Below are 16,318 nucleotides of genomic sequence, written 5' to 3' on the forward strand. Positions count from 1 at the left end.
ATGATGACCAAGACCAGCCCGACGAGGGAATGACGTGCCAGGTTTCGCCGCAACTTCGGTTCGGCGCTCCAGTGCTCCGGCGGCCGGAACGACGATCCGGACCGCATTTCAAACTTGACAAACCCAATCCGAACTGATGTTGTGGGCGCACCGCAGCAACGAGAAAGCAGCTCATGGCCAACAAGGACGATTCGGAAAATCTGCTGATCCAGGCGCTTATGACGCGGACGAAATCGACCTGAAGGCCAATGACATGTTCGCCCATCTGTACACCGCGGGCCTTGGCGCGGAAACGCGGGTATATCACTGATGGCAGAGGACACCCAGCTCAACCCCGAGCCCGCACCCAGTCCATCGCCGGAGGATATCCACTGGATGGGCGAAGCGCTCAAACTCGCCGAGCAGGCGGCGGCGGCGGGTGAGGTCCCGGTCGGCGCCGTCCTGGTACTCAACGGGGCGCTCATCGGCGCCGGCTGGAACCGCCCCATCGGCGCGAGCGATCCCAGCGCCCATGCGGAGATCCAGGCACTGCGGGCGGCCGGTCAACACTTGAGCAATTACCGTCTGCCCGGCTCCACCCTCTATGTGACCCTGGAACCCTGCGTGATGTGCGCCGGGGCCATCATCCATGCGCGGGTCGAACGGGTGGTCTATGGCGCCACCGATCCCAAGGCCGGCGCCTGCGGCAGCGTCTTCCACCTGCTGCCCGCGGATGGCCGCTTCAACCACCGCACCGCCTGCTCCGGCGGCGTGCTGGCGGATGCCTGCGGCGAGACCCTGCGCGCCTTTTTCCGAGCGCGACGCTAACGCCTCCGCTCCGGTTTGCGTTGCAGCCCGACTCAGCCCCGAAGGGGCGCAACATAGCAGCTTGAGGCGCAACGCCCTGGGTATGACGTATCACAGACCCCAGCCCTGAAGGGGAGTGACATAGCGAGCCCCGTCGTTATGTCACGCCCTTTCAGGGCTAGGCCGCATAAACAACGCTAACCCAGGGCGTTGCCCTGGGCTGGTATGTCCGACCCCGTTGGGGTCGGTACGCAACATTGGGTGGAACCGGGTACTAGGACAGAGCGGCGTAAGTCCCGCTACTATTTTGCGAGCCAGCATGAACCGAGGAAATAGACAGAATTAACAGGATTTACGGGATATGTCGTTATCGCACGTCACAGCCAAAAATCCTGTTAATCCTGAGAAATCCTGTTAATCCTGTCCATTTTTCCCGCATTTGCTCAATGGCCCGAGTGGTATCTGCGTTTCGTAGTACTAGGCCGCCAGTGCCTGCGCCAGGGCGCGCCGAAAGAACTCGGGCTGGGCCAGGGCCGCGTGGTGGATCTCGGCGTTGTAATACTGGGTCTCGAAGGGCTTGGCGCGCACGTCCTCGACGCGGAATTGATCCAGTGACCCGCCGTTGCGGGCCATGGTGGCAGTCATCCAACCGGAGGGGTAGACGGCCTGGGGGAAGAACAGACTGCGGGTATCCGCAAAGCCGGCACGACGCATCTCCACATGCATCTGCGTCAGGATGTGCATGTGATAGAGCGGCGATTCGCTCTGCTGGACCAGGATGCCGCCGGGTGCCAACGCCCGCTCGCAATCGCGGTAAAAGTCGCCACTGAAAAGCCCGACGGCGGGCCCCACCGGGTCGGTACTGTCGACGATGATCAGATCCAGGCTCCCGGGCGCGGCCTCCTGGACCCAGCGGATGCCGTCCGCGAACAGCAGGCGGGCGCGCGGGTCACGATTGGCGGCGGTGAGTTCGGGAAAGAAGCACTCGGCGGCGCGGGTGACACCCTCGTCGATGTCGATCTGGACCACGGATTCAACGCCCGGATGCCGCAGGACCTCGCGCAGCGTACCGCAATCCCCGCCGCCGATGATGCAGACCCGCCGCGGGTCGGTATGGGTGAAGAGTGCCGGGTGAGACATCATCTCGTGATAGAGGAAGTTTTCCCGGCTGGTGAGCATGACGAACCCATCGATCACCATGAGGTTACCGAACCCCGCGGTAGCATAGACCTCGATCAACTGATAAGGGGTCTGCTCCTCATGGAGCTTACTGGTTACCCGCAGTGAAAAGGCGGAGCCCTCGTCTTCGACGATCTCGGTAAACCATTCGTTGGGCTGGAGCATGACGCACGTTCTCGATGTGGGACGGGTGGGTTGAAACGCCGCTTAACGCGGGTGGCGATCATCCAGGTTGGCGGGGCACAACACCTCACGCATGATACCGATGAGGTCCAGCAGTTGGTCGTTGCGGATGCGGTAATAGATGCGGTTGGCCTCCTTGCGGGAGACCAGGATGTTCTTGTTGCGCAATTGCTCCAGGTGCTGGGAGATGTTGCTCTGCGAGGTCCCGGTGCGCTCCACGATCTCACCCACCGAGAGCTCTTTATCCCCCAGCGTGCACAGAATCTTCCAGCGCAGGGGATGGGCCATCGCCTTGAGTGCGTTGGCGGTCAGGGTGGTGTGGGCGTCCTCCGGCAGGTCCGGATGGAGCGGGTCGGTCGTCATAAAGGCTCCGGCGGCAGCTCACTGGCACTGCGCGTTTGGGTGGTCGCGGGATCGACCTCGGCTTCAATCCGGACATAGCCGGTCATATCCTTGGCGATACAGATGATATCGCTCAGCCTCCCGGCGCTGTCGGTCACCGCGGTGCGGGCGAACAGGATTGGCACCCGCCGACCGTCCCGCGCGATGAAGCGGGCCTCGATCTTGCTGATGGCGCCGGTGCGGATCAGGGCCTCCAACCAGGTGCCCCAAAAGGCCCCGGCCACCTCGTCCGCCTCCTCCTCGAAGACATCGCCGATCGCCATGCCGATCAGGTCGGCCGGGGCGTAGCCCAGCATCCGGCAAGCGGCCGGATTGGTCAGTTTGATGACGCCGGTGGGCTCCAGGACCAGGAGGGCCTCGCCCATATGAGTGATGATGTTCTCCAGGTATTGCCGTGCCGCCGCCAGCTCCAACGTCCGCTCGGCGACGCGGCTCTCCAGCACGCGGTTGAGCCCGCGCTCTTTCTCGATCAGTCGGAAGTAGGTGCTGATCTTGTTGATCAGCAGGTTGTCGTCGATGGGTTTGAGCAGGTAGTCCACGGCCCCGACGGCAAATCCGCGCTGCTGGAACTCCTCTGACTTGAAGGCGGCGGTGAGGAAGATGATGGGGATGTCACGGGTGCGCTTGCGCAGCTTGAGCAGCGTAGCGGTCTGGAAGCCGTCCATCTCCGGCATCTGCACGTCCAGGATGATCAGGTCGATATCCGGGTGGCCGTGGGTGAGGTCGATGGCCTGCTGGCCAGAGCTGGCCTCCAGCACGGCCGCGCCCATGTGCGCCGCGATCAGGGTACGCAGCGCAAACAGATTGTTGGCATGATCATCGACGATCAGCAGCTTGAATCCGGCGTAACCGTTCATTTCATGATCTCACGCGCCGTCCCGCATAGTAACGGGGGTTGCGCTGCCCGGTGCGCGAGCACAGAGGACCGAGCGCAGCGCCGTCGCCGCCACCGGCGTGGACAGGAAGGCCAGCGCGCCGGCGGCCCGACAGGCGTCCGCCTGACCCTGGGTGAGGGCGTCCCCCATGACCGCGACGGCGGTCCCGCGCTCTTGATTTTCCTTCAAAAGGTACGTAATCGTATCACAGGTATCCGCCACCGACACGCGCGCGGCCAACAGCACCAGCACACAGGTGCCGGGTTCCTCTTGCAAGGTTTCCAGGGCCTCGTCCAGGTCCACCGCGCTCTGCACCGCGAGTGCCTCGGCGCTGATGAGTCCGGCCAAGTGGACCAGGCGGTGGACGTCCCGGTCGATGATCAACACCCAATGGCCGGCATCCGGCGCGTTCGCTGCGGTCGGCGCCGCGGCCAGAGCCGGCACGGGCGCCACCGGCAGCGGCAGAGAGTTAGTCGACACCGATGGCGCGTTGACACCCTCTGGGGCGCACAGGGGCAACAGCAGCGTAAAACTGGCTCCGGCGCCGGGGGCGCTCTGCACCGCGATGCGCGCCCCCAGGCGGTTGGCCAGTTCGCGGCTGATGGAAAGCCCGAGCCCGGTCCCACCGTAACGACGACGGGTGGAGCCGTCGGCCTGTTGGAAGGCGCCGAAGATAACCTCCTGCTTGTCTGCGGCGATGCCGATCCCAGTATCGGTGACGGCAATGGCCAGTGGCCTCCCCGGCTCACCGCTCCCCGCAAGGCTGAGGGTGACATGGCCCCGGTCGGTGAACTTGATGGCGTTGGTGAGCAGATTCTTGAGGATCTGCCGCAGTTTCTCCCGATCGGTATCGATGTGGCCCGGGGCCTCAGGATCGACCCGGAGGTGCAATGTGACCGGCTTATCCCCGATCAGCGGCTCGACCAATGCCATAAGCCCCCGCAACACCGGGGCCAGCTCCACGCGCTCCAGGTTTATCGGGACGGGGCCGGCCTCGATCAGGGAGCAGTCCAGGATGTCGTCGATCAGGCTCAGCAGATCGGTACCGGCCGCGTGGATCACCTGCGCCTGATGGCGCTGCGCCTCCGACAAGCCGTCCTGGGCGGTGGCGAGCAGCTTGGAGAGCAGCAGGATAGAGTTGAGCGGGGTACGCAGCTCGTGGCTCACGTTGGCCAGGAACTCGGACTTGTAACGATTGGAGCGCTCCAGCGCGCGGGTCTGCTCGCGGGCGTCGCGCAGGTGTTCGGCATGGGTCTGCGCCAGGACCGTGAGTTGCTCGCCGAGCTGCCGAATCTCCCGGGGGCCGCGCCAGAAAAAGCGCAGGGGCAACCCGTCGCGCAGGATCGCCGTGATGCCATCGGTCAGTTCCTGCCCGAAGCGCGCGGCGCGCTTGGCGATCCAGCGTGCCAGCACCAGGACCACCAGGACCAGGATCAGGACGATCGAGAGCACCCGCACCATCAGCGCGTTGCGGAACGTCTCGATCGGCGTCGGGTCGACCGCGCGCCCGACCCACAGCGGCTGGCCGTCTTCGCTGGCGAACATGGGGACCCACAGGAACTGCGCCCCGCCCGGCCCCGTCCACAGGGCAAGGGTACGCTGGCTGAATATCTTCTCAAGCCCGGGGAAAGCCGCAAAGGCCTCGGGCCCGCCCCCGACCGGTTGGCCCGGGCGCAGATAGCTACCGTCCTGGTTGACCCAGACGGTGTCGCGGTAGAACTGGGCCAGACCGCCGACGTCGATCCCCATGACCACCGCCCCCCGGGGCTGCCCCGCGCCACCTCCGATCGGACTCACCAGACTCAAGGTCATGAACCGACGCGGATCGGCGGCACCGGCCGCCGGGTCAACCCGGATGCGGCTGACCAACACCGCACCGGGGTTCAAAGCGAGCCCCGCCGCGACGAACTCGGCGCTCGGGGTCAGCGGCGGCGCGATGGGCGGTCGCTCCGGTGGCCGCCAGTCCAGCGTACGTGGGTCACGGGCCAGCCAATACCGCGTCTCACCCTGATCGTCGAGGAACAGGATCTGGATGATGTCGCGTTGCTCGCCCAAGGACTGATTGACCCAGCCGAGGTAGCGGCTGCGCGCCTCCGCGATCGGCTCCCGATCCACCGGGGCACCGACGATCGCCGCGGCCTCCGGCAGCTTCGCCAGCAGCCGGATCATCTCATGACAGCTCGCCAGGTGCTGATCCAGGTCGCGAAAGTCCGCCCGCAGGTTGAGCAGGTAGGCGCGCTGATAGAAGAGCGCGGTGCGCTCCATGACTAGCGGCAGGTCGATGGCCACCGCCAACAACAGGGGCGTGAGCCCGAACACCAGCAGAAAGACCAGGATGTGCGTGCGCAGCTTCACGTCGGTGGGGGCGCGCAGCCGCGCACAGCGGCTGCGCAACCGCAGCTACAACATCTGCACCAGACCCAGGACCTGAACGGCATGGCCCTTGGGCTTCACGTCCGCCAGGGCGTGTCGGATCAGGCCCTGCTTGTCGATCACGAAGGTGGAGCGCACGATGCCCATGCGCTTCTCACCATGGGCCTCCTTTTCCTGCCAGACACCATAGGCCTCACAGACCTCACCGTCGGGATCGGCCAGCAGGCGCAGGCTGAGCCCGTGCTTGTCCCGGAAGGCCCCGTGGCTGACGCAGGTATCGCGACTGATCCCCAACACCTCGGTATCCGCCGCCTCAAACTCCGCCTGATGGTCGCTGAAATCCAGCGCCTCCATGGTGCAGCCCGGGGTGTCGTCCTTGGGATAGAAATAGATGACCAGGTTACGCTGCCCGATCAGGGTGGCCAGATTGACCCGCTCCATGTCGGCGTCGGGCAATGAAAAGACGGGTGCCTTGTCGCCAGGCTGAAGCATCGGGTGTCGCTCCGGTGTAAGGGGGTAGCTGCTCAGGGAATGTAGGCAGCCCCGGGGTTGTCGTCAACCGGGCGCACCGCAGGGCCTTCCAGGAGTCGCCGCGCCCCCAGGTGCTCGCCGAGAACCTGTCGTTGCGTATTCGCAACGTTGCCCTGCGTTGCCCACTGTTACAGTGTTAGCGCACGCTGAAATGACCGCCTGGCATCGTTCTGATCGCGTTGAGCGCCTGCAACGACCATGGCCACTCGCCTCGCGGGCGGCCACGCGGTCCATCCAAGCAGCAAGCCCTTAGACCGTCACGGCAGTTAGACTCCTGTCGTCGCGGTCTTTTTTTCGGCGCGCCGGGCGTGCCTCGGCACCCCGACGGCCCGCGCCGTCAGTAGGAGAGAATAGGCGGCAGGGCCTTGGCCTGGGCGATCCAGTTCTGGACCATGGACTGGGTCGGCGGCTTGGTGGTGAGCTTGTCGCGCTCGTTGGTCTCGTTGATCTTGGCAAACAGCTGGTCGGCGCGGCGGCTGGCCAGTTCCTTCACCGTGACGACCCCGGCAATCTCCAGCAGGTCCGAGTAAACACCGGAGATCCCGCGCACGCGCGCCAGGTCGGAGCGATTAGCGAGATGGAGGATATCGGCGTTCTCGCAGCCGCAGAGGCGGGCCAACTCCTTGCGGAGGGCGGGCGTGGCGGCGGCCTTGATCAACTGCACGTTATCCCGGATACCCCGCTGCGCCAGTGTGTCGACGACCTCGTCGGTAGCGCCCTCAAGGTCGCTGATGGGGATCGTCATGGGTCATCTCCGGGTGGGCTCAAGTGGGATGGTCGAATCGCGCAGGGTAAACGCATCCCAGGCTTCAATTCACTACTGGCATGATAGGCCAAGACCGGGCACGGAAGCGAGGCGGCATCATGCCCGGCGCTCCAGGTCGGCGCACCGCCCGCGCAAGGCGTCGAGTTCCTGCTGCTGGCGTTTGAACGCCTTGAGCAGCCCGGGCAACTGGGCCAGGGCCGCCAACTCGCGCAGCGTGTCCTTGAGCGGCCGGGCCGGAGTACCGAACACCGCGGCGCCCGGCGGCACCTCCTTGGTCACCCCAGACTGGCCGCCCAGACGTGCCCCCGCCCCCACCTCGACATGGTCCGAGACCGCCACCTGACCGCCGATCACCGCGCCGGCACCCACCCGGCTGCTCCCCGCCACCCCGGACTGACCGGCCATGATCACATGCGCACCGATGTCGGTGTTGTGGGCGATCTGCACCAGGTTGTCGATCTTGGCCCCCCGGCGGATACGGGTCTCGCCCAGGGTCGCCCGATCCACACAGCAGTTGCAGCCGATATCCACGTCGTCCTCGATCACCACCCGCCCGAGCTGCGGGACCTTGCGATGGGCGTGCCCATCCCAGTGAAAACCGAAGCCGTCCCCACCAATCACCGTCCCGGAGTGGACGATGCAGCGATCACCCACACTGGTGTCACGGTGCAGCGTGGCGTTGGCCTCGATCACGGAATCCACCCCCAGGGTCACCCCGGGTCCCAGGTAGACACCCGGACCGACGGTGCAGCGCGCCCCCACCCGGACCCCGTCGGCGAGCACCGCACAGGCCCCCACCGCGACCCCCGGTCCGAGCACCGCCCCCGGATCGATCACCGCACTCGGATGGATGCCCTGGATCTCCGAGGTCGGCCGAAAGGACTCCGCCAGCAGGAAGAAGCTGGTGCGCGGCTCCGCCACCCGGATCAGCAGCGGTCCGGCCACCGCCGGAAAGCTGTTGTGGACCAGCACCGCGGCCGCACCCGAGTGCCGCACGGCGGGTATCTGATCCGTTCCCTCGGCGAAGCACAGATCGGTATCACTAGCCAGTTGCAGGGTGTTGACCCCGTGGAATTCGGGGGACGCCAGGGCAGTGCGCAAGGCGGGCACCGGGATGTCGAGCCGCGCGCACAGTTGAGGAAGATCGTAGACCATGGAAACTCCAGTGAGGGGGGGGCCGCACGTCGATGGTCAGGAAATGGGGGCGTGGACAGCCAATAGGTACAGGATCGCACAAGTGGAGCGGCGACGCCTCGGCGCTTTCCCCGGTTGTGACCCACGCCGCTCGTGACCACATCACCCTCGCTTGGTCCCAAGTCCGGGAATTGCTCACGCCAAGGCGCCAAGCTCACCAAGAACAAATCGGGTAGATTCAGCCTCCAGATAACCCGCCGGGGGACTGGCCCCGCGCCGATGACGGACTGAAAAACCTTGGCCCGCTTGGCGCCTTGACGTGATCACTGCTCTTTGTTAGGTTGATCGAACTCGCGCTCACGGAGTCCCACCATGCAACTGTTCTACAGCACGACCTCACCCTATGTACGCAAGGTCCGCGTGACCATGATTGAAAAGGGCCTGGCGGGACACATCGACCTGCGACTGGCCAATGCCCATGGTGTGGATGAGGCGCTGCGTGCGGCCAACCCGCTGAGCCGCATCCCCACCCTGATCCTGGACGACGGCAGCGCGCTCTACGACAGCCCGGTGATCTGCGCCTGGCTCGACGCCCATGGCGAAGGACCTGAGCTGATCCCCCCGGCCGGCGCCGAACACTGGGCGGTGCGGCGCACCGAGGCCCTGGCGGATGGGATGCTGGACGACGCCGTGGCGGTGGTGATGGAACGCCGCCGGGCCATGGCCCAAGAAGACCCGGTGCTTCAGACCGGCCGGATCGAGGCCCTACAGCGCGCCTGCGCCCGCCTGGAGAGCGATCTTCCCACCCTGCCCGGCGCACTGACCCTCGGCCACATCGCCGCCGGCTGCGCGCTGGGGTATCTCGGCTTCCGCCTGCCGGAGATCGACTGGCGCAGTGCCCACCCGCGGCTCGCCGGCTGGTACCAGAGCTTCGCTGAACGGCCGGCGATGGTTGAGACGGTGCCGGTAGACCCGCCGCACCAGCCTTAGACCGCGTCGAAAACGCTCGGCTCGGAAAACAGTCGCTCCAGGCGCGACAGGGGTCGCGGCGGCGCATCAAGGGCCGACATGAAGGCCTCCCAATGTTCGGCATCCAGACCAAAGAGGCGCCGATCGGCCAGGGTTTGCTCCGTGCGGGATAGGGTGTTCTCGGAGACGAATAGTGTCATGGCGCGCGCTCCGCCATCCCCACCGTGTAATGGGCGCCCTGCTTGAGTTTGTCGTAGTTCCCAAATACCTCCTTCAGATTACGCTTCATGAATTCGCGCAGGCCGCTGATGGTGACGACATAGAGCCGGCCGCCGGGCCGCAGCCGGTCGCGGGCGTCGTGCAGCAGGATCGACAAGAGCTCCTTGCCGACCTTGGCGGGGATATTGCTCGCGATCAGGTCGAAGCGCCGCTCGAGCGGTATCTGGTCGAAGCCGTTGCTGAGCAGCGCCCGGGCGTTGTCGAGCCGGTTGCGCCGGGCGTTGCGCTCGGCACAGTCCACGGCCACGAAGTCCTTGTCGACCATCAGCGTCTGCCCCTGCGGCGCCAGGGCGGCGAGCGCGAGCCCGATGGCGCCGTAGCCGCAGCCCAGATCCAGGCAGTCGGCGGCCGGCGCGACATCAAGGTGCGCCAGCAGCAGGCGGGTGCCCTCGTCGATCTCGCGCGGGGAAAACAGCCCCCAGGTGGTCTCGATACTGAGCGTGCAGCCGGCGAGTTCGGCCGCGAAGCGGATCGGCTCGCGCAGACGGTCCACTTGATCCTTGGTGAGCATGGGAAGGCGACCTGTGAAGTTCGGGCAGGCCCATCGCGGGGCCAGGGACCGGGTATTCTAGCCGTTGATTCGGGTACACTCACCCGATGACCAATCCTGCCGGCAGACTGCGCATCCAACTCCACCCGGGTGGGGTCGGCATCACCTCGACCCGGCCGGTGCAGGCGGCCCGATTGCTGGTGGGCCGCGACACCGCGCAAACGCTGCGCCTGCTGCCGGCCCTGTTCAGCGTCTGTGCGTCCGCCCAGGCGACAGCCGCCGTGACGGCCATCGAACAGGCGCTGGGGCTGACCACCAACCCCAACGTGGCGGCACGGCGTCGGCAGCTGGTGGCGGCGGAGACGGTGCGCGAGCACCTGTGGCGTATCCTGCTCGACTGGCCGTGCTCTTTAAGCGAGCCCCCGGACACCCCCACGATGGCGGCGGCGATGGCTGCTGACGGCGCCTGGCGGGCGACCCTCACCGCGGGGTGCGATTTGTTCGTCCCCGGGGCTGATGCCGGCACCGCACCGAGCACCGATCCGGCACGCCTGGAACTGGCGAACCTCAGCGCCCGGCAGGTCTTCGGTCTGACCCCGAACACCTGGCTCACGCAAGTCGATGCACTGCCCGCCCTGCTCACCTGGGCCGGGGGCACGCAGACGGCCGCGGCGCGGCTGGTGCGGCGAGTCCTGGCCGCGGATTGGGCCGGACTCGGGCGCTCGGCGGTCAGCGCCCTGCCCGAACTGCCCGCGCCGGACCTGGATCGGCACCTGGCCGGTGCGCAGCCGACGGTGGACGCCTTCGTGGCCAAGCCTACCTGGGACGGGGCGCCACGCGAGACCAGCGCACTCACCCGGCAGCTGGACTGGCCACTGGTCCAGGACCTGACCGGACACTTTGGCAACGGACTCCTGCCGCGCCTCGTGGCCCAACTCACCGAGGTCGCGCGGGGGCTCACCGCGACCTACGCCGTGACCGGGACGCCGTGCCCCCCGCCACCAGGGCTCAGTGTTGGCGTGGGACTGGCCCAGGTCCAGGCCGCCCGCGGGCTGCTGGTCCATCGGGTGCGCCTCGCCGGCGAGCACATCGCCGAGTACCGCATCCTGGCCCCGACCGAATGGAACTTTCACCCCAGCGGGGTGGTGGCGGCAGGGCTTGCCGGGATCATGGAGCACACCGCCGCGGCCACCCTGGAGCCCCTGGCGCGCCTGTTCATCACCGCCGTCGACCCCTGCGTCGACTTCGACCTCATTTCAGATCACTCGTAGGATCAGCCGCCATGTGTCTCGCCATCCCCGCCCGCATTACCGCCATCGACCCGACCGGGGAGACGGCCCGGATCGCCCTGGGGGCCGTCACCAGAGAGTGCTCGCTCGCCCTGATCGAGGACGCCGCCGTGGGTGACTATGTCCTCGTGCATGTCGGTTATGCCCTGAATCGCATCAGCGAGGAGGAGGCGCAGGAGACCCTGGCGCTGATGCGCGAGGCCGGGGTGCTGGTGGACGACGCCGAGCCGGTGCTGATGGACGGCGACCACAGGGCCGGGGCGTGAAATATATCGACGAGTTCCGCGACCAGCACCTGGCGCGCGGGCTGGCCGCGGCGATTGCGGCGGCGGCGCGCCCCGACCGGCAATATCGGTTGATGGAGTTCTGCGGCGGCCACACCCACGCCATCTTCCGCTACGGCATCGCGGACCTGATGCCGGCGAATGTGCGCTTCATCCATGGCCCGGGCTGCCCGGTCTGCGTCCTACCCATGGCGCGGATCGACCACGCCATCGCACTGGCCACGGCGCATCAGGTCACCCTCTGCACCTATGCCGACCTGATGCGCGTGCCCGCCGGCGAGCGCCGCAGCCTGCTCAAGGCCAAGGCGGCGGGGGCGGACATCCGCATGATCTACTCCACGGCGGACGCACTGCGCATCGCCCGGGAGGCCCCGGACCGTCAGGTGGTCTTCTTCGCCATCGGCTTCGAGACCACCACGCCACCCACCGCGGTGGCGGCCCGGGTGGCCCGCGCCGAGGGGCTCAAGAATTTCTCGATCTTCTGTAATCATGTACTGACCCCGCCGGCCCTGCGCACCATCCTGACCACCGCGGGTCCGGACGGCGTCCAGGTCGACGGCATCCTGGGCCCATCCCATGTGAGTTCAGTGATCGGCAGCCAACCCTATGCCTTCGTACCGCGCGAGTTCGCCACGCCCGTCGTCATCGCCGGTTTCGAGCCACTGGACGTCATGCAGTCCACCCTGATGCTGATCCGCCAGCTCAATGAGGGGCGCTGCGAGGTCGAGAACCAGTACACCCGCGCCGTGACCGAACAGGGCAATCGCAAGGCCCAGGCACTGATGGCACAGGTGTTCGCGCCGCGCGAAACCTTTGAGTGGCGGGGCCTTGGCTTCCTGCCCCACAGTGCACTGCGACTCGCCGACGACTATGCGGACCTGGACGCGGAGCGGCGCTTTGCCGTCACGATCGGCGAAGCGCGGGAGGTCAAGGGGTGCGCCTGCCCGGCAATCCTGCGCGGGATCAAGGAGCCCACCGACTGTAAGCTCTTCGGCACCGTCTGCACCCCGGACAACCCGATGGGCTCGTGCATGGTCTCCTCCGAGGGTGCCTGCGCCGCCTATTGGAGCTATGGCCGCTTCCGGCAGCCGCGTGCTTAGAGAAACTCTCGTGACACCGCTGCGCGGTGTCACGCATCCAATCTGATCGGCGCTCCGCGCCCGAGCGCCACGAATGAGATCACGAACCCCAATGACCACTAACCGCCGCTTTGCTATTCGACTGGACCTGGAGCACGGCACCGTCGATATGAGTCACGGTGCCGGCGGGCGCGCCATGGCGCAGCTCATCGCCGAGGTCTTCTATGCCCACCTGGACAATGACCTGCTGCGCCAGGGCAATGACCAGGCGCTGTTCACCCCGCCCCCGGGCCGCCTGGTGATGAGCACCGATGGACATGTGATCTCACCGCTGTTCTTCCCCGGCGGTGACATCGGCTGTCTGTCGGTGCACGGCACCATTAATGACGTGGCCATGGCCGGCGCCCGGCCTTTGTATCTGGCCGCCGGGTTCATCCTGGAGGAGGGCTATCCGCTCAAGGATCTGGCGCGCATCGTTGCCAGCATGGCGCAGGCCGCCAATGAGGCCGGGGTGCCGGTGGTGACCGGGGACACCAAGGTGGTGGAGCGCGGCAAAGGCGACGGGGTCTTCATCACCACCACCGGGGTGGGCGTGGTCCCGGCGGGCGTCACCATCTCCGGCGATCAGGCGCGACCCGGCGATGCCATCCTGGTCAGCGGCACCTTGGGGGACCACGGGGTCGCGATCCTGTCGCGGCGGGAAAATCTGGGCTTTGACGTGGCGATTGAGTCCGATACCGCCGCACTGCATGGCCTGGTCGCGGCGATGGTGGCCGCGGTGCCGGATCTGCACTGCCTGCGCGACCCCACCCGCGGCGGGCTGGCCACCACGCTCAATGAGCTGGCCCAGCAGTCGCAGGTCGGGATGCGGATCCGCGAGTCCGCCATCCCGGTGCGCCCGGAGGTGTCCGCCGCCTGCGAACTGTTGGGGCTCGACCCGCTCTATGTGGCCAACGAGGGCAAGCTCATCGCCATTTGCCCGGGAGCGCGGGCGGCCGAGCTGCTGGCGGTGATGCGCGCGCACCCCCTGGGTGCCGGGGCCAGCCTGATCGGCGAGGTGGTGGCCGACCCCCATCGCTTCGTGCAGATGGAGACGATCTTCGGCGGCAGCCGCATCGTCGACTGGCTGGCCGGGGAGCAGTTACCGCGCATCTGCTGACTCTTTTGAAGTCCGTCCGTTAGGACCACACGAGACGCCCCCGCAGGTTGCCAGTGGGCGGTAGTTCCGCGATGATCTGCTCCACCAAGCGCCAGGTCATCGCCCGCATGATCAGGTGCGTCTTGCGGGAGACCAGATACTCATTGATGGCGTCGTCGACTGCGTCAATGATGGAGGGTAGCGCCAAGGCTTCGTCAAGCACGGCGGTCCATACGGTGTCTTCTGTCCAATTCATGTTCAAGCTCATAGGGATTAGTGGATACACCCGGGGCCGGGTTGCGGCCATTCTTTCCGCAAGCGGCATGCTCGCTGCGCCGTCGTCAGTCTTCCCGACTGGGGCACGGGTGTCAGGTGGTAGTCTCACCCCTTGCGGAGCAACGCTCGGTGCGGCGGCGCGCACTCGCATGGGTGTCCTGCGCCCCCTCGAGGCGGCTCACCGCCCCCACAGCAACCGATCGACAAAGCGCTTCACCTGGTGGTAAGCAGGAATGTCCACGGAGGTGAATTGCAGGCTGGCCTCGAACCGGCCGGCGCGGGGCGCCACCCGCACCACCCTGGCATAGAGGTCGCCCGCGGGTTCCTCGTGCAGGAAGGGCGCGAGATTGGCGACCAACTCGGTGCCGTGCTCCACCCGGGTCGGCAGCTCGATCAGCAAACCGTGATAGCCGATGTCCAGCACCCGCCCCACCAACGGCTCCGGGAGGACGCATTTTCCGGCCACCTGCCTGAACATCAGGGGGAAATCCACTGGCACCCGCGGCGAGCGGCGCACCTCCACGTGCGGAACCACCAGCCGCCGCGGGTGGGTGACGCAGTGCAACTCATACAGGACCACGGGCTCCGACTTGCCCTTGACCTGCACCGCATTGATCCCGGCGATCTCGATGTGCTCGCGCGCCCCGGCGTGACTCGACTCACTGAGCAGCACCTGACCGCGCAGACTGAAGGGCTCCATGCGCGCCACCACGTTCACTGCGTCCCCAATCACCGTGTATTCACTGTATTGACGGGAGCCGAAGCTGCCGGCCATCATCTCCCCGGTGTTCACCGCGATCCCCACATAGAGCCGGGGCTGCCCGCGTGCCTGCGACTCCCGGTTGAACTCCACCATCGCCTGCTGCATCTCCACCGCGCAGGCCAGGGCGCGCAGCAGGTCATCGGGGCGGCGTTCCGGCGCACCGAACAGGGCCATCACCGCGTCGCCCATGAACTTGTCGATGACGCCCCCGTGACGCTTGATCACGCCCCCCATGGCCGAAAAATAGCGGTTAAGGAGCCCGATGACGGTCCGCGCGGGCAGGGACTCGGTGAGCGCCGTAAAACCGCGAATGTCAGCGAGCACAATGGTCGCGTGGGTCCCGGCGATCGGTTGGGATTGCAGCAGAAATGCATCGATGAGCCCGTCCAGCCGACGGCGCAGTAGACCGCTCTGGGCCGCAGTCGCGGCGTGCCCGCTGGCCTGCGCGACCACACGCTCAATCCCGGACAGGAACAGTTCGCGGTTCTGGGGTTGCATCTGATGTTCGATCCTCGCTGGGCGCTTGGACTGACAGCATGACACACGGGGCGTGCGGCCGGCGCAAATGGCCCTTCGCGTGTCTCGAAAACGGCCTACACTCTCGCCGTGAGCACCATGGCTGGTGACCATGATAAAACCATCCCAGACCAACCAAACACCAACCACACCGAGGTCATCGTGAAAAATCAGCCAGTGTTTTGCGACACCAACCGGTGGCGTCAGCGGCGCACCCGCGGGCCGCTGGTCGCACTGTATTGTGTACTCATCCTGGGCGTGGGTGAGGGGAGCGCCGCCGGGAACCGTATCGAACTGCGCGACGGCAGCGTCATCACCGCCGACTTGATCGGGATCGTGGATGGCGGCTACCGCGTGCGCAGCACGACCCTGGGTGAGATGACGATACCCCAGTCGCAGGTGCTAGCCATCCGTCCCGCGAGCGCTGGCGCGGCGCCCGGCGCTACGGCATCCACTCCCGCCACCGCGGCGCCCTACCCGGGCGCCGGCACCAGCCCCCAGGCGGCCGACCTCGCGGCGATCCAGCAGCAGTTGATGAGCAACCCACAGACCATGGATGCCATCAGCCGCCTGCAGAGCGACCCGGACGTCCAGGCGGCACTCGCCGATCCCGAGTTCACGCGCCTGATCATGTCCGGGAATGTGGAGGCACTACGCACTAACCCGCGCACCCAGCGCCTGATGGAAAACCCGGCCATCAAGGCGATCGCCGGTCAGGCGATGGGGCAGTAGCCTTCCCGACCCAGAGATAAGAGCATCCGGCTTCGGATCGGTGCGCGAGTAGGCTGGTCGCGGCTGGGGCCGCTCCCACCCCTGTAGGAGCGGCCCCCCGGCCGCGACGGGTTTGCCCCCGTTGGTTAGGGATAGCAGGCGCCCTGCACCGCGCGCTCCAGTAGCCGATATCATCCCAAGACATTCGGCCGCAGACGATCGAGACGAAGCCGCTACCGCGCGGGGGCCTTGACCATCGTTCCGGCCGCCCCGGCGTTTAGGTCGACCTTCAGGC

At 66.6% G+C, this 16,318-nt stretch carries 18 protein-coding genes; 7 read left to right on the top strand and 11 right to left on the bottom strand.

The window, feature by feature from the left end; all coding sequences use genetic code 11:
• Positions 1-309 precede the first annotated feature (309 nt).
• On the top strand, positions 310-807 hold the full coding sequence (gene tadA, locus QZY44_RS13395) for a tRNA adenosine(34) deaminase TadA (RefSeq protein WP_295447000.1): 498 nt from the start codon (positions 310-312) through the stop codon (positions 805-807).
• A 456-nt stretch (positions 808-1,263) separates the two neighbouring features.
• On the opposite strand, the gene speE is transcribed toward tadA, so the two are convergent.
• From speE to lpxD, 7 genes are all read right to left on the bottom strand, one after another.
• Positions 1,264-2,130 (bottom strand): polyamine aminopropyltransferase, encoded by an 867-nt coding sequence (gene speE, locus QZY44_RS13400; protein ID WP_295447002.1) that lies wholly within the window; start codon positions 2,128-2,130, stop codon positions 1,264-1,266.
• 42 nt (positions 2,131-2,172) lie between these two features.
• Positions 2,173-2,511, bottom strand: a complete 339-nt coding sequence (locus QZY44_RS13405) for a metalloregulator ArsR/SmtB family transcription factor (protein ID WP_295447004.1) — start codon at positions 2,509-2,511, stop codon at positions 2,173-2,175.
• Positions 2,508-3,407 carry a response regulator gene (locus tag QZY44_RS13410; RefSeq protein WP_295447006.1) on the bottom strand — a complete coding sequence of 300 codons (900 nt, stop codon included), beginning with the start codon at positions 3,405-3,407 and terminating at the stop codon, positions 2,508-2,510. Before QZY44_RS13410 ends, QZY44_RS13405 begins: the two co-directional genes overlap by 4 nt.
• A gap of 9 nt (positions 3,408-3,416) precedes the next feature.
• Positions 3,417-5,819, bottom strand: coding sequence for an ATP-binding protein (locus QZY44_RS13415; RefSeq protein ID WP_365304287.1), 2,403 nt, complete (start codon positions 5,817-5,819; stop codon positions 3,417-3,419).
• Positions 5,820-5,825: 6 nt separating this feature from the next.
• Entirely contained in the window at positions 5,826-6,290 is a 465-nt protein-coding gene (locus QZY44_RS13420; RefSeq protein WP_295447007.1) for a peroxiredoxin, read from the bottom strand.
• A 376-nt stretch (positions 6,291-6,666) separates the two neighbouring features.
• Complete coding sequence (locus QZY44_RS13425) at positions 6,667-7,074, bottom strand: DUF4332 domain-containing protein (protein ID WP_295447009.1); 408 nt, start codon at positions 7,072-7,074, stop codon at positions 6,667-6,669.
• A 117-nt stretch (positions 7,075-7,191) separates the two neighbouring features.
• Positions 7,192-8,250 (bottom strand): UDP-3-O-(3-hydroxymyristoyl)glucosamine N-acyltransferase, encoded by a 1,059-nt coding sequence (gene lpxD, locus QZY44_RS13430; RefSeq protein ID WP_295447011.1) that lies wholly within the window; start codon positions 8,248-8,250, stop codon positions 7,192-7,194.
• Positions 8,251-8,601: 351 nt separating this feature from the next.
• On the opposite strand from lpxD, the gene QZY44_RS13435 reads away from it, so the two are divergent.
• Positions 8,602-9,219 carry a glutathione S-transferase N-terminal domain-containing protein gene (locus QZY44_RS13435; RefSeq protein WP_295447013.1) on the top strand — a complete coding sequence of 206 codons (618 nt, stop codon included), beginning with the start codon at positions 8,602-8,604 and terminating at the stop codon, positions 9,217-9,219.
• Here the strand turns inward: QZY44_RS13435 and QZY44_RS13440 are convergent.
• Together QZY44_RS13440 and QZY44_RS13445 are read right to left on the bottom strand one after the other, a co-directional pair.
• The gene (locus QZY44_RS13440; RefSeq protein WP_295447014.1) at positions 9,216-9,398 is read right to left on the bottom strand and encodes a DUF1778 domain-containing protein; all 183 of its coding nucleotides are present in this window, start codon (positions 9,396-9,398) and stop codon (positions 9,216-9,218) included. The genes QZY44_RS13435 and QZY44_RS13440 overlap by 4 nt on opposite strands.
• Entirely contained in the window at positions 9,395-9,988 is a 594-nt protein-coding gene (locus QZY44_RS13445) for a methyltransferase (protein WP_295447015.1), read from the bottom strand. Before QZY44_RS13445 ends, QZY44_RS13440 begins: the two co-directional genes overlap by 4 nt.
• A gap of 86 nt (positions 9,989-10,074) precedes the next feature.
• On the opposite strand from QZY44_RS13445, the gene QZY44_RS13450 reads away from it, so the two are divergent.
• The 4 genes from QZY44_RS13450 (at position 10,075) to hypE (ending at position 13,778) form a co-directional block, all read left to right on the top strand.
• Entirely contained in the window at positions 10,075-11,238 is a 1,164-nt protein-coding gene (locus QZY44_RS13450; RefSeq protein WP_295447017.1) for a nickel-dependent hydrogenase large subunit, read from the top strand.
• 11 nt (positions 11,239-11,249) lie between these two features.
• A complete protein-coding gene (locus QZY44_RS13455; RefSeq protein ID WP_295447019.1) occupies positions 11,250-11,522 on the top strand; it encodes a HypC/HybG/HupF family hydrogenase formation chaperone in 273 nt (90 codons plus the stop codon).
• Complete coding sequence (hypD, locus tag QZY44_RS13460) at positions 11,519-12,640, top strand: hydrogenase formation protein HypD (protein WP_295447021.1); 1,122 nt, start codon at positions 11,519-11,521, stop codon at positions 12,638-12,640. Before QZY44_RS13455 ends, hypD begins: the two co-directional genes overlap by 4 nt.
• 91 nt (positions 12,641-12,731) lie before the next feature.
• Complete coding sequence (gene hypE, locus QZY44_RS13465; RefSeq protein ID WP_295447023.1) at positions 12,732-13,778, top strand: hydrogenase expression/formation protein HypE; 1,047 nt, start codon at positions 12,732-12,734, stop codon at positions 13,776-13,778.
• A gap of 19 nt (positions 13,779-13,797) precedes the next feature.
• On the opposite strand, the gene QZY44_RS13470 is transcribed toward hypE, so the two are convergent.
• Together QZY44_RS13470 and QZY44_RS13475 are read right to left on the bottom strand one after the other, a co-directional pair.
• On the bottom strand, positions 13,798-14,013 hold the full coding sequence (locus QZY44_RS13470; RefSeq protein ID WP_295447025.1) for a hypothetical protein: 216 nt from the start codon (positions 14,011-14,013) through the stop codon (positions 13,798-13,800).
• 198 nt (positions 14,014-14,211) lie between these two features.
• Complete coding sequence (locus QZY44_RS13475; RefSeq protein ID WP_295447027.1) at positions 14,212-15,294, bottom strand: adenylate/guanylate cyclase domain-containing protein; 1,083 nt, start codon at positions 15,292-15,294, stop codon at positions 14,212-14,214.
• A gap of 180 nt (positions 15,295-15,474) precedes the next feature.
• Here QZY44_RS13475 and QZY44_RS13480 point away from each other — a divergent pair, with 180 nt between their 5' ends.
• Positions 15,475-16,044: a hypothetical protein gene (locus tag QZY44_RS13480; protein WP_295447029.1), complete on the top strand. Its 570-nt coding sequence runs from the start codon at positions 15,475-15,477 to the stop codon at positions 16,042-16,044.
• Positions 16,045-16,318: the final 274 nt, after the last annotated feature.

The sequence above is a fragment of the uncultured Thiodictyon sp. genome (assembly GCA_903837595.1).
Classification (GTDB): Bacteria; Pseudomonadota; Gammaproteobacteria; order Chromatiales; family Chromatiaceae; genus Thiodictyon.

What these genes read in the sequence shown, in the direction of transcription:
- QZY44_RS13470 (WP_295447025.1), bottom strand. Translation starts at nt 14,013, where the DNA reads ATGAATTGGACAGAAGACACCGTATGGACCGCCGTGCTTGACGAAGCC.
- QZY44_RS13445 (WP_295447015.1), bottom strand. Translation starts at nt 9,988, where the DNA reads ATGCTCACCAAGGATCAAGTGGACCGTCTGCGCGAGCCGATCCGCTTC.
- QZY44_RS13440 (WP_295447014.1), bottom strand. Translation starts at nt 9,398, where the DNA reads ATGACACTATTCGTCTCCGAGAACACCCTATCCCGCACGGAGCAAACC.
- tadA (WP_295447000.1), top strand. Translation starts at nt 310, where the DNA reads ATGGCAGAGGACACCCAGCTCAACCCCGAGCCCGCACCCAGTCCATCG.
- speE (WP_295447002.1), bottom strand. Translation starts at nt 2,130, where the DNA reads ATGCTCCAGCCCAACGAATGGTTTACCGAGATCGTCGAAGACGAGGGC.
- hypE (WP_295447023.1), top strand. Translation starts at nt 12,732, where the DNA reads ATGACCACTAACCGCCGCTTTGCTATTCGACTGGACCTGGAGCACGGC.
- QZY44_RS13455 (WP_295447019.1), top strand. Translation starts at nt 11,250, where the DNA reads ATGTGTCTCGCCATCCCCGCCCGCATTACCGCCATCGACCCGACCGGG.
- QZY44_RS13425 (WP_295447009.1), bottom strand. Translation starts at nt 7,074, where the DNA reads ATGACGATCCCCATCAGCGACCTTGAGGGCGCTACCGACGAGGTCGTC.
- QZY44_RS13410 (WP_295447006.1), bottom strand. Translation starts at nt 3,407, where the DNA reads ATGAACGGTTACGCCGGATTCAAGCTGCTGATCGTCGATGATCATGCC.
- QZY44_RS13450 (WP_295447017.1), top strand. Translation starts at nt 10,075, where the DNA reads ATGACCAATCCTGCCGGCAGACTGCGCATCCAACTCCACCCGGGTGGG.
- QZY44_RS13405 (WP_295447004.1), bottom strand. Translation starts at nt 2,511, where the DNA reads ATGACGACCGACCCGCTCCATCCGGACCTGCCGGAGGACGCCCACACC.
- QZY44_RS13420 (WP_295447007.1), bottom strand. Translation starts at nt 6,290, where the DNA reads ATGCTTCAGCCTGGCGACAAGGCACCCGTCTTTTCATTGCCCGACGCC.
- lpxD (WP_295447011.1), bottom strand. Translation starts at nt 8,250, where the DNA reads ATGGTCTACGATCTTCCTCAACTGTGCGCGCGGCTCGACATCCCGGTG.
- QZY44_RS13475 (WP_295447027.1), bottom strand. Translation starts at nt 15,294, where the DNA reads ATGCAACCCCAGAACCGCGAACTGTTCCTGTCCGGGATTGAGCGTGTG.
- QZY44_RS13435 (WP_295447013.1), top strand. Translation starts at nt 8,602, where the DNA reads ATGCAACTGTTCTACAGCACGACCTCACCCTATGTACGCAAGGTCCGC.